The sequence below is a fragment of the Endozoicomonas sp. ALC013 genome (assembly GCF_049310205.1).
Classification (GTDB): domain Bacteria; phylum Pseudomonadota; class Gammaproteobacteria; order Pseudomonadales; family Endozoicomonadaceae; genus Endozoicomonas.
The window spans coordinates 1-17,822 of record NZ_JBLYNS010000113.1; the positions used below are offsets into that span (position 1 = coordinate 1).

At 41.6% G+C, this 17,822-nt stretch carries 17 protein-coding genes and 1 tRNA gene; 5 read left to right on the forward strand and 13 right to left on the reverse strand.

Annotation, left to right across the window (positions count from 1 at the left end; all coding sequences use genetic code 11):
* Nucleotides 1-153: 153 nt before the first annotated feature.
* Entirely contained in the window at nucleotides 154-1,152 is a 999-nt protein-coding gene (locus ACO6V1_RS17595) for a Ppx/GppA phosphatase family protein (protein WP_422445609.1), read from the reverse strand.
* Between the two features lie 144 nt (nucleotides 1,153-1,296).
* On the opposite strand from ACO6V1_RS17595, the gene ung reads away from it, so the two are divergent.
* The gene (gene ung / locus ACO6V1_RS17600; RefSeq protein ID WP_422445607.1) at nucleotides 1,297-1,983 is read left to right on the forward strand and encodes a uracil-DNA glycosylase; all 687 of its coding nucleotides are present in this window, start codon (nucleotides 1,297-1,299) and stop codon (nucleotides 1,981-1,983) included.
* A gap of 114 nt (nucleotides 1,984-2,097) precedes the next feature.
* Nucleotides 2,098-2,174 (forward strand) — tRNA-Arg (locus ACO6V1_RS17605).
* Between the two features lie 91 nt (nucleotides 2,175-2,265).
* Here the strand turns inward: ACO6V1_RS17605 and ACO6V1_RS17610 are convergent.
* The 8 genes from ACO6V1_RS17610 to ACO6V1_RS17645 all read right to left on the reverse strand — a co-directional run bounded on the left by ACO6V1_RS17610 (nucleotide 2,266) and on the right by ACO6V1_RS17645 (nucleotide 10,379).
* On the reverse strand, nucleotides 2,266-3,291 hold the full coding sequence (locus tag ACO6V1_RS17610; protein ID WP_422467841.1) for a hypothetical protein: 1,026 nt from the start codon (nucleotides 3,289-3,291) through the stop codon (nucleotides 2,266-2,268).
* Between the two features lie 308 nt (nucleotides 3,292-3,599).
* Nucleotides 3,600-4,409: a hypothetical protein gene (locus ACO6V1_RS17615; protein WP_422445603.1), complete on the reverse strand. Its 810-nt coding sequence runs from the start codon at nucleotides 4,407-4,409 to the stop codon at nucleotides 3,600-3,602.
* Between the two features lie 777 nt (nucleotides 4,410-5,186).
* The gene (locus tag ACO6V1_RS17620; RefSeq protein WP_422459602.1) at nucleotides 5,187-6,038 is read right to left on the reverse strand and encodes a hypothetical protein; all 852 of its coding nucleotides are present in this window, start codon (nucleotides 6,036-6,038) and stop codon (nucleotides 5,187-5,189) included.
* Between the two features lie 172 nt (nucleotides 6,039-6,210).
* Nucleotides 6,211-6,825, reverse strand: coding sequence for a hypothetical protein (locus ACO6V1_RS17625; RefSeq protein ID WP_422445597.1), 615 nt, complete (start codon nucleotides 6,823-6,825; stop codon nucleotides 6,211-6,213).
* A gap of 225 nt (nucleotides 6,826-7,050) precedes the next feature.
* Nucleotides 7,051-8,076, reverse strand: coding sequence for a hypothetical protein (locus ACO6V1_RS17630; protein WP_422445595.1), 1,026 nt, complete (start codon nucleotides 8,074-8,076; stop codon nucleotides 7,051-7,053).
* 121 nt (nucleotides 8,077-8,197) lie between these two features.
* Entirely contained in the window at nucleotides 8,198-8,707 is a 510-nt protein-coding gene (locus tag ACO6V1_RS17635; RefSeq protein WP_422445593.1) for a C2H2-type zinc finger protein, read from the reverse strand.
* 446 nt (nucleotides 8,708-9,153) lie between these two features.
* A complete protein-coding gene (locus ACO6V1_RS17640) occupies nucleotides 9,154-10,047 on the reverse strand; it encodes a hypothetical protein (protein WP_422445591.1) in 894 nt (297 codons plus the stop codon).
* Nucleotides 10,048-10,061: 14 nt separating this feature from the next.
* Nucleotides 10,062-10,379, reverse strand: coding sequence for a hypothetical protein (locus ACO6V1_RS17645; RefSeq protein WP_422445589.1), 318 nt, complete (start codon nucleotides 10,377-10,379; stop codon nucleotides 10,062-10,064).
* A gap of 124 nt (nucleotides 10,380-10,503) precedes the next feature.
* Between ACO6V1_RS17645 and ACO6V1_RS17650 the strand changes: the two genes are divergently transcribed.
* Nucleotides 10,504-10,959 (forward strand): hypothetical protein, encoded by a 456-nt coding sequence (locus ACO6V1_RS17650; RefSeq protein WP_422445587.1) that lies wholly within the window; start codon nucleotides 10,504-10,506, stop codon nucleotides 10,957-10,959.
* Between the two features lie 419 nt (nucleotides 10,960-11,378).
* On the opposite strand, the gene ACO6V1_RS17655 is transcribed toward ACO6V1_RS17650, so the two are convergent.
* Complete coding sequence (locus tag ACO6V1_RS17655) at nucleotides 11,379-13,490, reverse strand: hypothetical protein (RefSeq protein WP_422459592.1); 2,112 nt, start codon at nucleotides 13,488-13,490, stop codon at nucleotides 11,379-11,381.
* Between the two features lie 218 nt (nucleotides 13,491-13,708).
* On the opposite strand from ACO6V1_RS17655, the gene ACO6V1_RS17660 reads away from it, so the two are divergent.
* The gene (locus ACO6V1_RS17660; RefSeq protein WP_422445583.1) at nucleotides 13,709-13,966 is read left to right on the forward strand and encodes a hypothetical protein; all 258 of its coding nucleotides are present in this window, start codon (nucleotides 13,709-13,711) and stop codon (nucleotides 13,964-13,966) included.
* On the opposite strand, the gene ACO6V1_RS17665 is transcribed toward ACO6V1_RS17660, so the two are convergent.
* The 3 genes from ACO6V1_RS17665 to ACO6V1_RS17675 form a co-directional block, all read right to left on the reverse strand.
* Nucleotides 13,938-14,330 carry a DUF2237 family protein gene (locus ACO6V1_RS17665; protein WP_422445581.1) on the reverse strand — a complete coding sequence of 131 codons (393 nt, stop codon included), beginning with the start codon at nucleotides 14,328-14,330 and terminating at the stop codon, nucleotides 13,938-13,940. The two genes, ACO6V1_RS17660 and ACO6V1_RS17665, sit on opposite strands and share 29 nt — an antisense overlap.
* A 367-nt stretch (nucleotides 14,331-14,697) precedes the next feature.
* Nucleotides 14,698-15,297 carry a hypothetical protein gene (locus ACO6V1_RS17670; protein ID WP_422467843.1) on the reverse strand — a complete coding sequence of 200 codons (600 nt, stop codon included), beginning with the start codon at nucleotides 15,295-15,297 and terminating at the stop codon, nucleotides 14,698-14,700.
* Between the two features lie 1,013 nt (nucleotides 15,298-16,310).
* Nucleotides 16,311-17,354, reverse strand: a complete 1,044-nt coding sequence (locus ACO6V1_RS17675; RefSeq protein ID WP_422467845.1) for a hypothetical protein — start codon at nucleotides 17,352-17,354, stop codon at nucleotides 16,311-16,313.
* Between the two features lie 199 nt (nucleotides 17,355-17,553).
* Here ACO6V1_RS17675 and ACO6V1_RS17680 point away from each other — a divergent pair.
* Nucleotides 17,554-17,822: hypothetical protein (locus ACO6V1_RS17680; protein WP_422467847.1), on the forward strand; the 269-nt coding region annotated here is incomplete at its 3' end.

Genomic DNA, 17,822 nt, shown 5'->3' on the forward strand with positions numbered 1-17,822 from the left:
TCTTCTTCCACCGTGGAAAAGCCTGCAGAACCATTTGAACTCTCATGATTCTTCAGGCTTTCACTAATTTTTCAATGCATGGAAGGGAAATGCACAATCGACGAAGAGTAAAAGAAAAAATTTTCTTTTACTATTACTCCATTGAAACATTTATTAATGCCAGAGAATTGGAAATTCGAGCATTCCGACAGTGCTGTTATGATCGGAGATAAACATCTGCGTAATGTCCAGCTCTTCCATGAAACCAAATACCAGAATTGCACTTGAAAGACTGGCTTCATTGGTGCCGATGGATGAGGCCTGATCCAGGATATATCGCTCCAGTTTGCCTTTGTCCAAAGACATTTGGTGCATGGTGATATCTTCTGCGAAGCCTTCCTGAAATACCGGGCCGATACCGGTGATTTTAACCTGATCTTTCTTCAGTTCATTGCGAATAATGACCGGCGTTCTCCGGGCAAGATATCGTGCGAAGGTGATACCTGCTTCGAGTTCTTCAGTTGATATGGGGGATAATGACCCCGGCAAATCAGTTGGTTTGTTCTGGACAACTTCCTTCAGGTATTCCATAAAAGAAACAGAACCAAAATCACCTTTGTGGGCAAATGGGCCAGCTTCAGGATCGGAGATAATCAACTGAAAACTCTCCTTCCCGATATCCCAGACGACGGGTGATTCAGAATGATCAGTCGCCGTTAAAGCAGAGAAAAAATCCATTCGATCTTCTTCTTCAGGGGAGAGAATGCGAATATCGATACCGGTTGTACGCCGTATCTTTTGCACCAGCTCTTCGGCGTTATGAGCCTCCCTGAAAATATCAGTAGCAACGGCTCTTACTTGCACTGCCTTGAAATGTTCCTGCCGGGTTCGCAGTTTTTGAAAGAGTCTCTGAGCCTTTTTTAGCATAAAGTTGCTGAAAAAACCGTTGTCACTGGCTGACAGGTCATCGTAGAAACCCGCTTCCAGAGAGCCGTAATCAAGGTGCCGGTAAACTTTGTCGGTCTTGTTGTTGACGTCGGCGATGGCGAAGTGAATAGAATTGGCATTGATTTCGATGGCCATCCTGCGTTCGAGCATTGCCAGGGACTGGCAGCTAAAAAGAAGGGCTGCAACCGCAGAGATTCTGATCGATGCTTTATTAAAAGTTTGCATTGTATTGAAGGCGATCCGTAACGAAGACTGAGTTGTTATTAGTAAATGTGTTGCTGTGCTAAAGTGCGTTGGCTGGCAAAGAGTGTAGTTGGCTCTTATGCGGTTGGAGGTAATTTATTTGTCAATGTTATTTGAGGTAGGGTGATGCCAGACATCAAATTGGAGCCTTCCTGGAAAGCCATGCTTCAGGATGAATTTACCAAAGAGTATATGCAGACCCTGCGCACCTTTCTGCAACATGAAAAGGCTCAGGGCAAAATGATTTACCCCAGGGGGGCAGAATACTTCCGGGCCCTGGACCTGACACCGTTTGCGCGGGTCAAAGTGGTGATTCTTGGGCAGGACCCTTATCACGGACCGGGTCAGGCTCATGGGTTAAGTTTTTCGGTACGTCCCGACGTCGCCATTCCTCCTTCACTGGTTAATATGTATAAAGAGTTGGAGTCAGATCTGGGCATTCCGCCGGCCAATCATGGATTTCTGGAACACTGGGCCCATCAGGGAGTGTTACTGCTCAACAGTGTGTTGACAGTCGAACATAAGCAGCCTGCTTCTCATCAGGGCAGGGGATGGGAGACATTCACTGACCAGATTGTTGCCGCGTTAAATGAGCAGCGAGAGCATATTGTTTTTATTTTGTGGGGCAGCTACGCACAGAAAAAAGGGCGGTTTATTGATACCGGTAAACACCTGGTTCTGACATCTGTTCACCCATCGCCACTATCAGCTTATCGAGGCTTTTTTGGCAGCCGACCTTTTTCCAGGAGCAATGATTATCTGGTCAGTCATGGAATACAGCCTATAGACTGGCGACTGCCAGCCCTGAATTGACCGGTGATATTTTGTTCCATGAGTACTGTACATAAGGCAATGGTTTATGTATGATCCACGCCACTGAATGCAGACGGTTGTTTCAACACAGTTTGCAATCGTTTCAGTCTATACGCGCTCGTAGCTCAGCTGGATAGAGTACCTGGCTACGAACCAGGCGGTCGGAGGTTCGAATCCTCCCGAGCGCGCCATCAAAAAGAATGATTCACCAGATTTTACAGCTGAATTGGCTTATTGAAGATGCTGTTCTCCTGCTCAAACTCAATCTTTCAAAGCGCTCATTCATACGCCAGGTAAGCATGGTAGATTGCTAATCTCTCTTTGGTGCTTTGCGTGATCGAAAATATTCTCGTTGCGGCGTCTAATGTGCTCCCTTTGCAGCATTCTTTTACGCTCTAAGTAAACGGGATCCTTACTATGCTTCCTTTGGTACTCCCTGCTTTTCTCCCTTTTATACTCTACGTAAGCGGGATCCTTACTACGCTTCCTGTGGTACTCCCTGCTTTTCTCCCTTTTATACTCTACGTAAGCGGGATCTTTGAGACGCTCCCTCTGGTAGTTCCTGCTTTTCTCCCTGTTACGCTCTGCTATAGCAGGATCTCGGAGACGTTTCCTTTGGTTGATCCTGCTTCTCACCCTGTCAAGCTCTGCTTTAGCGGGATCTCTGCGACGCTTCCTTTGGTACTCCCTGTTTCTCTTCCTTAAATATTCTGCATATACGGGATCTTTGCGACGCCTCCTTTGGTACTCCCTGTTTCTCTTTAAATGCTCTGCATAATAAGCGGGATCTTTGTAACGCATCCTTTGGGAGTTCCTGATTCTCTGCCTTTGACATGCATTGTAGGCGGGGTCATTGCGAAACTTCCTTTGACCCTCAACTATTGCAGCGTTACCGTCAGCGAACCCCTCTGATTTGGGTATTTGGCTATAACTTGTCGTTTGATTTAGATTTTGTGGGCTAAAAGGTGCGGTAGAAAGATTGATTATCTGATCATCTGGATGCCAATGGCACGTAGGTATTGGATTTCTGGTTTCTGGCTCACTCACCGATAAGAATGCCTGCTGAATAAAAGGGGCACCTGGCACTGGTGTTAGCCTGGACTTAACAAGTTCATTATCAGAATCCCAGGGTACATAGTAATCAAGGTCTGATTGTTGTATGTCAGGGAGTTCATTGCCGAAAGTCGCGGCTGAATCGGTAAAAATCAGATGATCAATATCATATTCAAGCAGGGAATGAAAAGAACCAGGATTATTTTGGCAAAAATCCGAATGATTATGGTAAGCAGGTAAAGATAATTCCAGCACATGAACAGACATACCATGATATGAAGGCTGCTGATCGTTATCAACAGGTGGAATCAGTTGCTCTATTGAATATAATGAGCAGGAACGAGTATCTGAACAGGAAGGCTCGAATGAGGGTAAGTTATTAAAGAGATTCATTGAATTATAAAATTGTCGAATTAAAGGCTGAGGCAATTATTTTATAAAAAAGTTCCTTCCTGAAAAAAAAACTGGTCAATATTCACCTCACAAAACCGAATTTTTATCCTCAATTTTCTGTCGTCCTCGCTACGGGGGCACCTAGCCAGAGTACGGTGAAAAACACCTGCTTACTTTTCGTTTGTTGATCGTCCACTCAAGATAGGTTGGGTTTGAACCCGATTGTTGATATTTGTTCTTTCATTAAACTGCAGAGGATGGGGTAGCAATGAAGAAAGTTCTGCTTGTTTTGCATTAGCTGCCTCTTTTCCTTTTTCCCTTGCTACTTTTTCACTAAAGCCTTTTCTTATAGCTTTTTTGTAGGCCATTAAATTTGCACTATATATGGCATTTTTCACCTTGCCTTTGACGGATGAATAATATTTGGCTTTGGCCCTGTATGCGACCATCTTGCCCTGGTCGGACGTTCGGTATCTGGCTCTGGTCTCCTTGCCTTTGTCTGATGCCTCGTATCTGGATTTGGTCTTCTTACCTTTATCAGACGCTTCGTATCTGGCTCTGGACTTCTTACCTTTATCAGATACTTCGTATCTGGCTTGGTTCTTCTTGGCTTTATCGTATCGTTTATCATTAACCATGATGCTTTTATACGACATTGATAAGGTGTCTCCGAGAGTGTTGGCTTGAGATAAATGACTCACTACAGGTTGATCTTCGTTTGCAGGGTTGTTAATGATTGCTATTGACCTATTTCCAAGCATTGGATTATCAGATGATTTATGAAAAATCACCGTTAGACACTGAGAGTCATATTTGTTCGTTGTATCAATACGCATCGAACATAGAATATTAGCTGCTTCGATCACTTCACGGGAGAAAGCCTGAACCGATACTCCAGATAAAGAATCAGTATTATCTTTAAAATAAGGGAAGAGCTCAGAAGTAATATTTGATTGAGTAGAGAAATCAGAAATTTTCATTGAATTATTGAATTGTTAAGTTTCATAGTAAGATTGCTCTTTCTTATAAAAGTTCATCTCTGAATTTTAAGCCAGACTGGTTTATTTGCCTTAACTCTCCTGGATTGTTCATAAGCTTTCCTGTATGTCTTCAGATCAGCTTTCCGTTTCTCGGTCTTCGAGTAAGCTCGATGGTAATACTTACGTTTCTCGGACTGTTCAAGAGAACTGCAGGAAGAAATACATTTCTCTGGTTCGTTGTAAGTCTTTCGCTTTTCAGGCCATGGGTAAATCCTATCATGATAGATGGGTAAAGATTGATCGTTGTGATTAGATTATCGTTCTGTGTTTTAATTCCGACAGGTAAGTGAATTGGATGATCATCTTTCATATAGTTGTTTGCGATGCCTATCGACCTGTTGTTAAGCCGGAGATTGGAAAATGGATTATCAAAAAGCACCATTGTCTGAAGGTGACTTTTAGTCGTTTCGTCAGTATGAATAATGCATTGAATATTGTCTACATCAACAACTTCACGGGAGAAGGCCTGACACGACGTGGCAGATTGAGAATAAATCGTAGTTTGGAAATAATTAAAGCGGTCAGAAGCCACATTAAAGTTAGCAGGATAGGCAGGAATATTCATTGAATTATTGAATTTTAACTTAAGACCTCTATTTGCTTATAAAAGTTCCTCCCCAAGGCATACCAATCAATATTTAAGTTAATAACAATGAAAAGCTTTTTATGACTATTTGATCAAGTTATAAAATAAATGGAAAGAAAATAGAGCTCGAATCAAGCTTGGTTTTTCATTACTCGATACGAATCCAGGATAATGGCGGCAGCTTCCTTTCCGGCAATTCTTGCCTTTTCCCGATCACCATCGACTCCGTTTAAAACTGAATTGTAAGCCTTCCGGTAAGCCTTCATGTAAGCCCTTCCTCTCTCGGACTTTGCCCAGTTGTTTTTGGAAGACTTTCGTTTCCTGGAATGAGAGTAAGACTTTTTGGAAGCCTTCCCTTTGTAAGACTCACGGTATGTTTTCTTATAAGCCCTGGTATTTCTGGACTGTGCGTAACCTTTCCAGTGAGCCTTCATTTTCATGGACTGCTTGTGAGCTTCTGCGGGTGTCAGGGGCAGGGGTTCCTCAGAACTGCACGATTCATGTGTCTTACTCTCAACGGTTGCAGTTATAACTTGCTCTTGTGTGTCTTTATGCAACAGATCAGGGGGAGTGTCTGGGCGTGATGACGGATTAGACAAACATGCCAATGGATTTTCCGGAGGTAATTGATGGGCTGTTTGTTCTGCGTTTGTTAATGTTGGATCTGTGCATGGATGGTCACAAGAAAAAATTTCGTCAGGTGGCTTCGGTGAATAAAGATCCGGGCGCATTATTTCTTTTTCAAATAATGGGGAATGAGATATTGAAAAATCATTAAGTGAACATGGAGATGGAAGTGTGACCTGATTGAGCAATCTATCCACTAAAAAAACATTGTGAGATGGATCAAGTTTCCGCACATAATGGCCAGTCATGCTTGGCATCGGACTGGAATCATCAGGTGGTATTACAGTTACGTCTGAAGAATCCTGAACACAGGAAGAGGCAGAAGCGATATGTGAGCCTACGTTAAGTCTTTCCATTGAATTATTGCACTCTTGAATTATAGATTAAGACCGCTATTTTTTTAAAAAGTTCCTGCCTGAAATAAAACTAATTTGTCTCAAGTGATCTGACGTTTTTGGCTGATTTACTGCTTTGGTTCCAATAGTTGAACTTTTTATTATAAAATTTTTGCTTTATGTGATTCTCTTATCAAAGTAGAAGCTTGCTTGCCAGCGATTCTTGTTTGTTCTCTATCACCGGTATTCTTGAAGGCTTTATAGTAAGCTTTTTGGTAAGCCACCGTTTCTCGGTCTGTGCGTAAGCTTTATTGTAAACCTTCTGGTAAGTCTTACCTTGAGAGATGGTCTGAGATTGGCCCAGTTCGGAAGCCGAAGTTGTAATAGCCAACTTATTTCCGGTAGGTGATGTATTTTTTTGAATCTGATCACTGTTTAATCGAGTGTTGATAGTAGAAACTGCCAACTTTGGCCTGAAGAAAGGACCAGCAAGATTTTGACTGTTGGGTAATGGAACAGAGATTTCACAGGGATTGGGGTGAATATCTGTAACTGATAAGTGTTGCCCGGTTGGTTGTGCTGACTTTAAAATGGGCTGGTTTGAAAGCCGTTCATTACCTGGAGTATCTGAAGGAGGGGGGGTATTAATCTGATGCTTTCTTCTGACCGTAAAGTCAGGTGATTGATTTTGTTTAGTATGGCTGGTAATGATCACTATCGACCTTTTTTTCAGCCGGAGAGTATCAATTAAAATATGAACAGGCTCCCTCGGCTGCTGAAGGTGTTTTCTGGTTTTATCAGTATGCATGGCACATAGAATATTCGCTGCCTCTACAACTTCACGGGAGAATACTTGACTTGATAAGCCGAATTCAGAAAAAGCAGCATCGTGATAATTAGAAAAAACATCAGAAGCTGCAATAAATCGAGTAGAAAAAATAGGTCTTTACATTGAATTCTTGGATTATGGAATTACGGCTTATGACAGATATTCTTATAAAAAGTTCCCCCGATGACAACCCACACTTAATCTTTACGTCAATCCAGATGCACAGGATGGCTTGAGACACTCATCTGTTGTATAACCAGGATCATTCTCGCAGCCCGCTGTTTGCTGCGCACATTGACGTTTTAAGTTCGCTTGATTTCTGCGGAGCTGCCTAAGGCGCTCTCTTTCGCGCTCTGCGAAAGCCGGATCTTTGTAACGTTCTCTATAGCGCTCCCTGCGACGCTCCCTTTCCCGCTCGGCATAAACAGGATCTTTGCGACGCTGCCTGGAGCGCTCCCTGTCGCGCTCTGCGAAAGCAGGATCTTTGCGACGCTGCCTAATACGCTCCCTTTCGCGCTCTGCGAAAGCAGGATCTTTGCGACGCTGCCTAATACGCTCCCTTTCGCGCTCGGCGTAAGCAGGATTTTTACGAAGCTCTCTTTGGCGCTCCCTCTTGCGCTGCAAGTAAGCAGGATCTCGGCGATGCTTTCTTTGGCACCTGGCTATTGAAGCGTTACTATTAACAATATCCTCTGACTGTTTCGTGTGGTTATCACCTGTTTTTTTGTTCAGGCTTTGCGGCTTGGAAGATGCGACAGAAAGATTGGTTATCTGATCATCGGGATTCCAATGGCTCGCTGTTGTTGGCTCCCCGATCCCAGGCTCACTCTCTGCTAGGCATAGCACCTGAAGAAAAGGAATATTTGGTATTAATGATAACGTTTCATCTTCAGGTTTATAACTGGAGCTCCGGGGTAAATATTGATTAAGAACTGACTCTGGTATGTCAGGATCATCAGTACGGATAAAGTTTGCTTTATCGTCAGGTGTTATAGGTTTAATGCCATGTTTATTCAATGAATTACAAGAATTATTGTTATTTTTTGGCATGTTTGACTGGTTATGGTAAATGGGAAAAGGAGTTTTCAATGCCTGAACAGGCATACACTGATACGTCAAATGACCTTTGCCTGAACCAGATTTACCTATTCTTCCTAATAAATCTGATGGACTGAAACAAGGGTCAGGAAAAGCAAATTCTATTGGAGCTGGCTTATTTGAGAGACTCATTGAGTTGTTGAACTAATTAATTATAGTCTAAGACCAAGGGTTTATATTAAAGTTTCTCCACGTTTTTGCCGCATTTTTATCCTGATGGATAGCGATCAGTATCTACTGATTCCCAGATTACTCAGAACTTAACCCAGTTATCTTGTTTTACAGGCTGAATATGATGATGTTTTTTTATATGGGTAAATAAGTTGGAAGACTGAGAAAAAGATGTTTTACACTTCAGGCAAAGATAGGGTTTAATTCCTTTGTGAATATAAGTATGTTTTATAAAATCAGATCTGTGAAAGAATCTTTTTTTACAGGTTTGGCACTTAAAATTTTTTTCGTTTAAATGAATCGATCTCTCATGAATCCGGCGCGTACCATCCGTTACAAATTTTTTACCACACCCAGAATAGGAACACATAAATTTCTTGTTGTCAGGTTTTTTTTCAGTTGGGTCACGATCAGAAGATGTTTCTTCAGTAGCGTTAGTTAAAATTTGTACCTCAGGTACAGCTGAAGCAACAGAAAACTGTTGGTATAAGGCTGGGTGTGATTCATTATTGACCTGATTAATATAGGCTGGAGACAGACCAATGAAGGTGAAATAAGGAACTGGGGGCAAATTATTAGTATTAAAAAACATAATGAGACTATTTAATTATTGAATCAATACTCTGACCTCTTCTTATTAAAATAGTTCCGCCTTTAAACAAAAAACAAACAACCCATTCGTTATGACAACAAGGCATAAAATTATGCTGCTGCTATTTAGAATGATGATGTAAAGTTCTTCGAAAGTCAGCGTTATCATGGTTTGAAGGGCGGTGGTTGTCTGGTTAGTGGATGTTCAGCCTGATTGAAATGAGGGCAGGAGATATAGTGGATACTTTGTGAACTTAAACTAACATGCCTGTTTTCAGAGATCACCTCTATGATGGTTTCGAGATAGGCTCCTGAACTGCACAGCGGTGCCGTTTGATTATCACACCGCAGTATTTTTATGCCAGCAGCTGACAGTATAAAATTAATACTTATGTCCAGTTTTTCATCCGGTGAGATTTCAAGCCGGAAGTACAACGGAGGTCAGTGTTATGAATTCTCTAAGGCCATTTTCAGTTTGTCAGCAAGATCCACCCGGCTTATGACATTTGATTTTAAAGGATCAATCAGAACAGATGTCTCATACCCTCTAAGGGCAAGATCATTCAGAAATGTCAGCATTGCTTTTGTGAAATCATTCGGGCATTCAAATTCAACTTTTCTTGTGTATTGAAAATTGAAGGGATCACCAATGGAGAGGGCCAGGCGTTTCCAGAGGGTGGGAACTTCACCGACAATACGTAATGCTACTGGAAAGTTAAAATCACTTAAGTACAATGACTCTCCCGTTGCCGTTATTGGTTCCAGATGATCCAGTAAGTCAGTACAAACATCATCCAGTTGGAACATCTGATTTTCATGGATAATTTCGCAACTTCGTAACAGGTCAAGCTTTTCTAATCCGGCCTTCAAGCCTTCCTGAGAAAAATAGTGGCGGAAAAATTCAATTCTGGTTTTTTCCAGACTGCCTTGATTATTCTCGCACGCCTCAGAATATTGATTGAAGTGGCGGCTGGCAAAGGCAAAAGCGATCAACTGTTTGGGGGATAGAAAGGATAGTTTGTTAACAATCCACTGATCCAGTTTGGGGAACCTGGTAGCAAAGTTATCCTGTTCGGCAAGCACCAGGCGATTGGCCGGAGTTTTTGCCATGTCATTATGTTTTTCAATCACTCGCTTTAATACGGCAGTTTGACTTTCTTGTTCGTAATCCAGATTTTTCAGCCCATCTAGTAACAATTTAGCTGCTTGCTCAATTGATACTTTTGGTTGCTTGGGCTGACCGGGCCAATAAGCCTCAGGAAGCAGGTGAAACGGTGATTCACTGCCCTGCGAATTGCTGTTAGAAGCAGCCGGAATAGTTGGCATTTTGTCCTGAATCATGATGATAACCTCAGTTAATGGTTCATTAATATGGACTGCCAATTACTTAGATAGTTCCACAAGATAAACAGATCCCGATAAATTACTCTGGCTATCTTTAAATCCCTGTTTGATATTGCACCGAGTAATGCCTGCTGTATTTTGCTGACGTGACGCGAAGAATTGAAGTCCTTGTTTTGCGACTGACGGTTATGAACCTGTTTGCTTTTTTTGGGGTAGCCAATCAATCCATGGCGTTGATGCTCGCGGATAACCGGCAGTTCTCCGAAGCTTTTGATCATTTCAATGGCGCTCCCGTAAAGGCGCAGCAGATTTACCGGTTGCTTATCCAAAACAAACACAGTTACAACTTAAGTCTAAAATTATTTACAGTACCTGGTGTGATATAGTTTCAAGCATCGGAATGAGTGAAAGATATACCAATGATAACAAATAGTTAAGATAAGGAACCATCATATGGATAATCGTATCCCGCCGAATTCAAGAAAAGTTACCTTTGCAAATCAAGATGTTAATCAAAATCAGCTGGCTGAGGATTCTGGAGAATTTGATGTAAAAAAGGTTTCTTCGAAAAATCCTATCAAGATACTCATCATTTCACTTAAAAAGCTCAAAAATTTTATCATGAAGTCAATTCGTGACAGACAGATAAAATCTTATAACCAGGCTCTGGTAAAGGCCCGTATAAATAAGCATTATGCCAGGAATTTAAGGAATGCGAGAATTGATAAGTCCTACTACAATTTTTTAAATGAAAGAATGGATAAAGCTGGATTTGACAAGGGTTTACTTAAAGAAAAAAACTCCAAAGAAATTGCTGATATTCTTATAGATCATAAAATCATGACCAAGGTTGATGCCAAATACCTGCATAGAATTAATGTTGACTTAGACGGTTCACCATTTTGGTAGATAAATGAGTTCAATTACTGTCTCATTCAAAAATATTCATATTAGGCATTTTAAATTCGAACATGATTTTTCAATCTCTCCATGTGCCACTGTTTGGTTGATTCTACCAAATATGGCATTTGCTCAGCAAAATGGGTTTGTCCCAAGGATTCTGTACTTTCGACTCCCAAATATTGTCGTGTAAGTAAAGTATAGAGCGGCATATAGCTGAACTTTACAGATGGTTCCATCAGCAAAGTGGATTGAGCAATCATGCTTGCAGTGAGCAGTCATGTAACAGGTTTCACCAACTTTGAATAGCGAAATATCTGTAATAGAAGGGGTGTTACCAATAAGACCTGGCATTTAGTTAGTTTCCTGAGGGGCATGCTGTTGATGAGCCAGTCAACTTAGACCAAATACCGGGAATTGGTAACGAATCAATAAATCGAATTGACGTTTACAGTGGTAAAACGTATCAGACCTCGATAGTTTTCTGGCTGTAACCCTATGCTTTTACAAAAATTATCAAAGAGCATTTCTATTCTATTTGAATCAATATCTTCAACGTCATCCAATTTTAAAAATAATGGAATTTTATTTTTTTGTTTTTGCGATAGCGTATTCATCCATGCCAGAATTATCTCGTTAATTTTTCTTGCTTCCTGACCTGTTCGGGCACCATGCCAGAAACGTAATTCGAGAGTTCCATCTGGTTTACAGACTCTTTTGTCTGAACTATTGCTTGCATGTTGCGGGGCAAGTCTGATTTTAGCAGGACAATATACATGTTTTAATTCCCATAGTTGTTGAAAGGCGTACGCATAAGTATAAAAACCCGTAGGTTGCGTTGTTTTTCCGGCAGCAAGCTCTTTATTGATTAGTTGAATGGTGTGATCCAGGAGCGATTTCCACTGAGGAGCGCCATTACACATAGACAGATATGGAAAATATTCTTCACACTCACTCTCTCGGTCAAGGGCTTTGACTAAAAAGCGTTCATTTTCTACCGAAAGTAAAAATCTGAATAACAATTCCGGATTATTTGAGATAGAATTTCGGATATCTATATGTTTATGCCCAGATATGCCTTTCAATAAAAAAAGTTCTGCAGGGGCAAGAATAAATATATCAAAAAGTTCATAAGCAGTATAAGTAGCTCCATTACAGGTGAAAACTTGCTCTATTGTATAAGGGCTGCAATTCACCTCAAAGACATCATAATCAGGATAAAACTTAGAATTCCAGTCACCAAAAGTGAAATAAAGCTCTTTACCCTGGTTGCCATTCTTAATGGTTATTGAAAATTCTGATTCAGGTATATTCATGGATGAAATTATGGCAGATATATGTTCAGACCACTTTATTATAAGGAGATCTGGTGAATACTTTTTACCTGATGCACTTTTAAAGCTGAATTCAAACTCTTCTCCAAATCTTATAAGGTCGGAGTTAAATTCTGCCGTTTTTAAAAGGGTATTTTTTAATAAAGAATTCTGACTTTTATATGCCGGTTCATCATAACATGAATGTTCATGATCTGAAAATCCATCAAAAAGAATTTTGAATAAATATTGTGGTGCTGCAGAATTGAAGAAGAAAGACCATAACTCACTTTTTTTAGAGATTTCTACTGTTTTTGTTTCCAGTGTATCTTTTGTATATAGTGTACTCCAGTAATAATTATTCAGCATCAGAAAAAGTGGGGATAAATTTAGTTGATTGTTTTTTTCAGAGAAGTAATGGAATAACTCTTTTTTTTCATTGTAAGTTTTTAAATAGTTTTTAATTGTTTTTTTATTTAAAAAGAAGTCTCTTCCCCCACCAGAAGTCATTGAGAGAAAAAAGTCTGCGAGAAAATGGTCCGGAAAGCGAAGTGTAGAGTCAGGTAAGTCTACGTGATTTTCAAGTTCAATTAGCAAAGGAAGTAATCCAAGAAAAAATATAATGTTTTTTTCACAAAACCGGTCTTTGCTATTTCTTACACAAAAGCCACAGGCTTTTATTATACACTCATTATTTTCAGTCATTGGATATTTTTTTAAAAGTTCAAATGGGTCTTTTTTTTCAAAAGAAGCCATTTCTTCATCAATTGTCAACAAGAATTCAGTTAATCGACTAATTGTATTTGCAGCTTCTGTTTCATTACAAAAGCAATGTACAAACTGACTGTGAGTTTCAAGCAAATACCTCATGATTTCAGGATTGTTCCAGGCCCTGTTGATTATTGGTGCAAAATGGTGGAGTTGAGTGAAATCTGAAGTTTCTGATTCTTGAACTTTTATCTTCTTAAAATCTCGATTGAACTTAAACTTTGCTTCTTCTGAATATGTTCTTGAATCTATACCAAACAAACTTGGCTCAACTTTAGCCTTTTTCACCTGGCGATAATGAGATTGACCAGCTGATTGTAGCTGAGTTATTGAGGCATTAAATACAGCCGTTGAAAGGCTCTGTTGTTCTTCTATTCCTTGTAATCTATCCATATTACACCAATTAAATTCTTTTACATTGTATTTTTCAGGATTCAGATGGCTAAAAATCTCAATCATATGAAACTTGATTGGAGTGATGATAAGGGCTGGGAAATCGGAAGAACAACCTCGTTACCTAATTCATCTCAATGTCTAATAGACAGTGACAATTCGCATAAGTTCATAATAACTCAGTAAGAACACATAACAAAAAAATTCCAGGCACCTGTTCCTGTGGCTAAGCCTGAAAATCAGTGATAGGAGGCCTTCAGGTAAAGAAAAGAATTGGCTGGCAGTTGACAGAAGTACCTTTAACCGTAAAGAGTTGCAAATCATCAATTTCATCATTGAAAGGCCATTATCTGGATAATCAGGTACTGGCTTTGCTGTGTTCAGCCACCGGCCAGGAACAGGGTTTAGACTTTCCGGCCATCCTGCTGCAGCTGGAATCCATTAACGAAGAGCAGCGCCAAGGCCAACAAGGAAAGTACCGGATGACGTTCAAATTGAAGTCGTCCTTTAATATCAATCCAATGCCATTTGCTCCAGCGTAGCCAACTCAACAATTTCAAGCGCTGTCATATTGGTCGCGTTCAGGTAAACCGGTGGGGCAACACCTGCCTTATTGGCCTCTGCCCAACGAGTTGCGCAAAGACACCAGCGGTCACCGGCATTCAGACCGGGAAAACCAAAATCAGGGTTGGGTGTGATGAGGTCATTACCTTTGGACAGGGAAAATTGCAGAAACTCATCGGTCATCCGGGCGCAGACTGTATGACTACCAGCATCCTCCAGACAGGTATGACAAAACCCGTTCCGGAAGAAGCCTGTCATTGGACTTTGGCAACACACCTCTAACTCAGTACCCAGCACATTGGGCTGTTCAAACACCAGTTCTACCATGTGAAACCCTCCCATGATTAACCCATGACCTACAGGATAGATGAAAAGTCATGTCTACAATGGATCGTAGTTTATCGGTGCCGGAAGCATATACATCAAACCCGCTGATGATTCCGCGCCCCTGCTGCCGGTTGGCAACGTCAGCCAGTTTCAATTCAGTTTTGAGGAAGATAAAAAGGAGCTGAAAACTACCTGGGCGGGGGTGATTATGAATTGACTAAATCCGGTATCAAGGTCATTGCCGGTGGCAGCATTAATAACCTGGGTTGCAGATTGATCTGGCGCAGTAACCCACCGTTTGCTTCTTTCCATTCAGCACCTGGCTCCTTAAAAGAGCAGGTTTTTTTACTGGAACTCTGCGTCGTTTCAGCTCAATTAGAAGTCAGTGGTTAATCACCTGAGTTTTAGCTGACTTGACTGACTGACGACACTGCTTTTTGCGCTCCCTTTGGCGCTGGGCGTAAGCGGGGTCTTTGCGAAGCTCCCTTTGGCGCTCCCTTTGGCGCTGGGCGTAAGCGGGGTCTTTGCGAAGCTCCCTTTGGCGCTCCCTTTGGCGCTGGGCGTACGCGGGGTCTTTGCGATGCTCCCTTTGGCGCTCCCTTTCGCGCTGGGCGTAAACGGGATCTTTACGAAGCTCCCTTTGGCGCTCCCTTTTGCGCTGGGCGTAAGCGGGATCTGTCTGGTAACGCTCCCTTTGGCGCTCCCTTTGGCGCTGGACGTAAGAGGGATCTTTGCGAAGCTCCCTTAGGCGCTCCCTTTGGCGCTGGGCATAAGCGGAATCTTTCTGGTAACGCTTCCTTTGGTGCTCCCTTATGCGCTGGGCGTAAGCGGGATCTGTCTGGTAACGCTCCCTTTTGCGATGGGCGTAAGCGGAATTTTTGCGAAGCTTCCTTTGGCATTCAATATGTGAAGAATTTTCATCAATAGATTCTTCGGCTTGAATCGCAGGAGATGTATATTGTTGAAGATGTTCACTTGTCAATTGTGGGGTAATAATCGCAATTGGCGCTGTAGATTTAGAGAAATTACTAATGGCGTCTTGATTAGGAATTTGAATAGGTGAATTAAGTTTGGTATCAACATCTGTCGAGTTTTGCGAGGTTGATTGAACACCCTTTGTTAAGGAGTATATCGAAAAAGTATTATTTTCAGGGTCATATTCTGCAACCTGATAATTTTTCAGTGGTATAGCTACTGGAATTGCAGGAGAATCTTTATAGCTAGTTTGATTTTGTACAGCGAAATCTTTCAACCATTTTATTTTAGGATTTAAATATCCTTGATTATCTGAACTTGTAGTTTGGCCAGTCATGTCATGCTTAGTTACAGGTTGTCCAACTTCAGTAACCACTCGGGAAAAAGCCTGACCTGCTGCACCAGATTCAGCTAAAGACATGCCTTGAATATTAGAAAGGCCATTAGGGGCTGGACTTAATTGAGAAGAGGTTGGTCTATTCATTGAATTATTGAATTATCGAATTGCAGATTAAGACCACGCTTTCTTATATAAAGTTCCTCCCTTTCGCCATACATTCATCATATATTTATGTCAACCAAGCATAAAGAATTGCTATGGCTATTACCTGTGTACGGGACAAAAAATCTGGAGGCCAGAGCTGGCAAGAGTTTAGAGGGGATTAGCTGACTCTCCATGTAAGGTAATCTATGCGGTCTCTAACCTCCGGACAGATATTTGAATGGAACACGGTAGAGCAAACCACCGAGTGCAGCCTGACCGGGGCTTTAATGGTGCAGGAAGGCCAGTTAGTTCGGCCATTCTACTGTTCTTTCTGGTAATGGCGAGGCCGGTTGGGTTTCCCGGCTAACGGTCAAGAACCTGTTTGCTCTCTCCAAAGCGCCAAATAAAACTATGACGTTGACGCTCCCGGATAACCGGCAGTTTTCCGTTATCTATGATCGTTCCAATGGAGCTCCCGTTGAGGCACAACAGCTTGTGCCGTTTGCCTGCCCGGACGAATAGCGACCATTACCTTCTTACCCTTCGATTGCTGACCGTTCTCTAAGGCTGAAAGGGGTCAATCGGGACTGTAAATATTCCTTCAGCTTGACGACTGAAAATCGGGGGGCAGCACCTTCTAAATTTTTATTGGAACTATGGGTCGCTTCAGCTGAATTAGAAGTCAGTGGTAAATCACCTGACTTTTTAGCTGAATTGACTGACTGACGATACTGCTTGCGGCGCTCCCTTTGGCGCTCCCTTTGGCGCTCTTTTTCGCGCTGGGCGTAAGCGGGATCTTTGCGAAGCTCCCTCAGGCGCTCCCTTTGGCGCTCGGCATAAACGTGATCTGTCTGGTAACGCTTCCTTTGGCGCTCCCTTTGGCGCTGGGCGTAAGCGGGATCTGTCTGGTAACGCTTCCTTTGGCGCTCCCTTCTGCGCTCCCTTTGGCGCTCCCTTTTGCTCTGGGCGTAAGCGGGATCTTTGTGAAGCTCCCTTTGGCATTCAATATGTGAAGAATTTTCATCAATAGCTTCTTCGGCTTGAATCGAAGGAGATGTATATTGTTGAAGATTTTCACTTTTCAATCGTGGGGTAATAATCGCAATCGACGCTGTAGATTTAGAAAAATTACCAATGCCGTCTTGGTTAGGAATTTGAGTAGGTGGATTAAGTTTGGTATCAACATCTGTCGAGTTTTGCGAGGTTGATTGAACCCCCTTTGTTAAGGAGTATATCGAAAAAGTATTATTTTCAGGGTCATATTCTGCAGTCTGATAATTTTTCAGGGGTTCAATTAGATTTATGGGGGTAGCTACTGGAATTGCAGGAGAATCTTTATAGCTGGTTTGATTTTGTACAGCGAAATATTTCAACCATTTTTTTTTAGGATTTAAATGCCCTTGATTATCTGAACTTGTAGATTGGTCAGTCATGTTATGGTTAGTTACAGGTTGTTCAACTTCAGTAACCATTCGGAAGAAAGCCTGACCTGTTGCACCAGGTTCAGCTAAAGGCATGCCTTGAATATTAGAAAGGCCTTTAGGGGCTGGATTTAGTTGAGAAGAAGTTAGTCTATACATTGAATAATTGAATAATTGAATTACAGCTTAAGACCACGCTTTCATATAAAAGTTCCTACCTTTCGCCACTCATTTACCAGCAATTCCCGCTAGATTGATTATGGCCAATAATACCAAAGCTTGTAGACAGATCCGGCAGTTCTGAAATCGCAGACTATCAGGTAAAATATCCTGCATTACATGACTACTATTGTTTACTGTGCCTCCATCTAATCGAAAGACAGTTGCCGAAAAACTGATCAGCATCGTTTCTAAAGAAGCTGCGAAAATACCGGATTTCGGACCAAGGAAGAGTCAGGATGCAATCCCGCTTCATGATGCGATCATGAGCGGCCTTGCCGTCATGCATTTGAAGTATCCGTCATTACTGCAGTTTGACCGGGATTGCGTCAAAAATAAAGAGACGCTGGTCAACTATCTCGAATACGTCGAAATTGATCCAAAGGGTAACAAGAAGTACGTCAACAA

Excerpts from the sequence above, each read along its gene's own strand:
- ACO6V1_RS17595 (WP_422445609.1), bottom strand. The coding sequence starts at position 1,152 with ATGCAAACTTTTAATAAAGCATCGATCAGAATCTCTGCGGTTGCAGCC.
- ung (WP_422445607.1), top strand. The coding sequence starts at position 1,297 with ATGCCAGACATCAAATTGGAGCCTTCCTGGAAAGCCATGCTTCAGGAT.
- ACO6V1_RS17615 (WP_422445603.1), bottom strand. The coding sequence starts at position 4,409 with ATGAAAATTTCTGATTTCTCTACTCAATCAAATATTACTTCTGAGCTC.
- ACO6V1_RS17620 (WP_422459602.1), bottom strand. The coding sequence starts at position 6,038 with ATGGAAAGACTTAACGTAGGCTCACATATCGCTTCTGCCTCTTCCTGT.
- ACO6V1_RS17625 (WP_422445597.1), bottom strand. The coding sequence starts at position 6,825 with ATGCATACTGATAAAACCAGAAAACACCTTCAGCAGCCGAGGGAGCCT.
- ACO6V1_RS17630 (WP_422445595.1), bottom strand. The coding sequence starts at position 8,076 with ATGAGTCTCTCAAATAAGCCAGCTCCAATAGAATTTGCTTTTCCTGAC.
- ACO6V1_RS17635 (WP_422445593.1), bottom strand. The coding sequence starts at position 8,707 with ATGTTTTTTAATACTAATAATTTGCCCCCAGTTCCTTATTTCACCTTC.
- ACO6V1_RS17640 (WP_422445591.1), bottom strand. The coding sequence starts at position 10,047 with ATGATTCAGGACAAAATGCCAACTATTCCGGCTGCTTCTAACAGCAAT.
- ACO6V1_RS17650 (WP_422445587.1), top strand. The coding sequence starts at position 10,504 with ATGGATAATCGTATCCCGCCGAATTCAAGAAAAGTTACCTTTGCAAAT.
- ACO6V1_RS17655 (WP_422459592.1), bottom strand. The coding sequence starts at position 13,490 with ATGATTGAGATTTTTAGCCATCTGAATCCTGAAAAATACAATGTAAAA.
- ACO6V1_RS17665 (WP_422445581.1), bottom strand. The coding sequence starts at position 14,330 with ATGGGAGGGTTTCACATGGTAGAACTGGTGTTTGAACAGCCCAATGTG.
- ACO6V1_RS17675 (WP_422467845.1), bottom strand. The coding sequence starts at position 17,354 with ATGTATAGACTAACTTCTTCTCAACTAAATCCAGCCCCTAAAGGCCTT.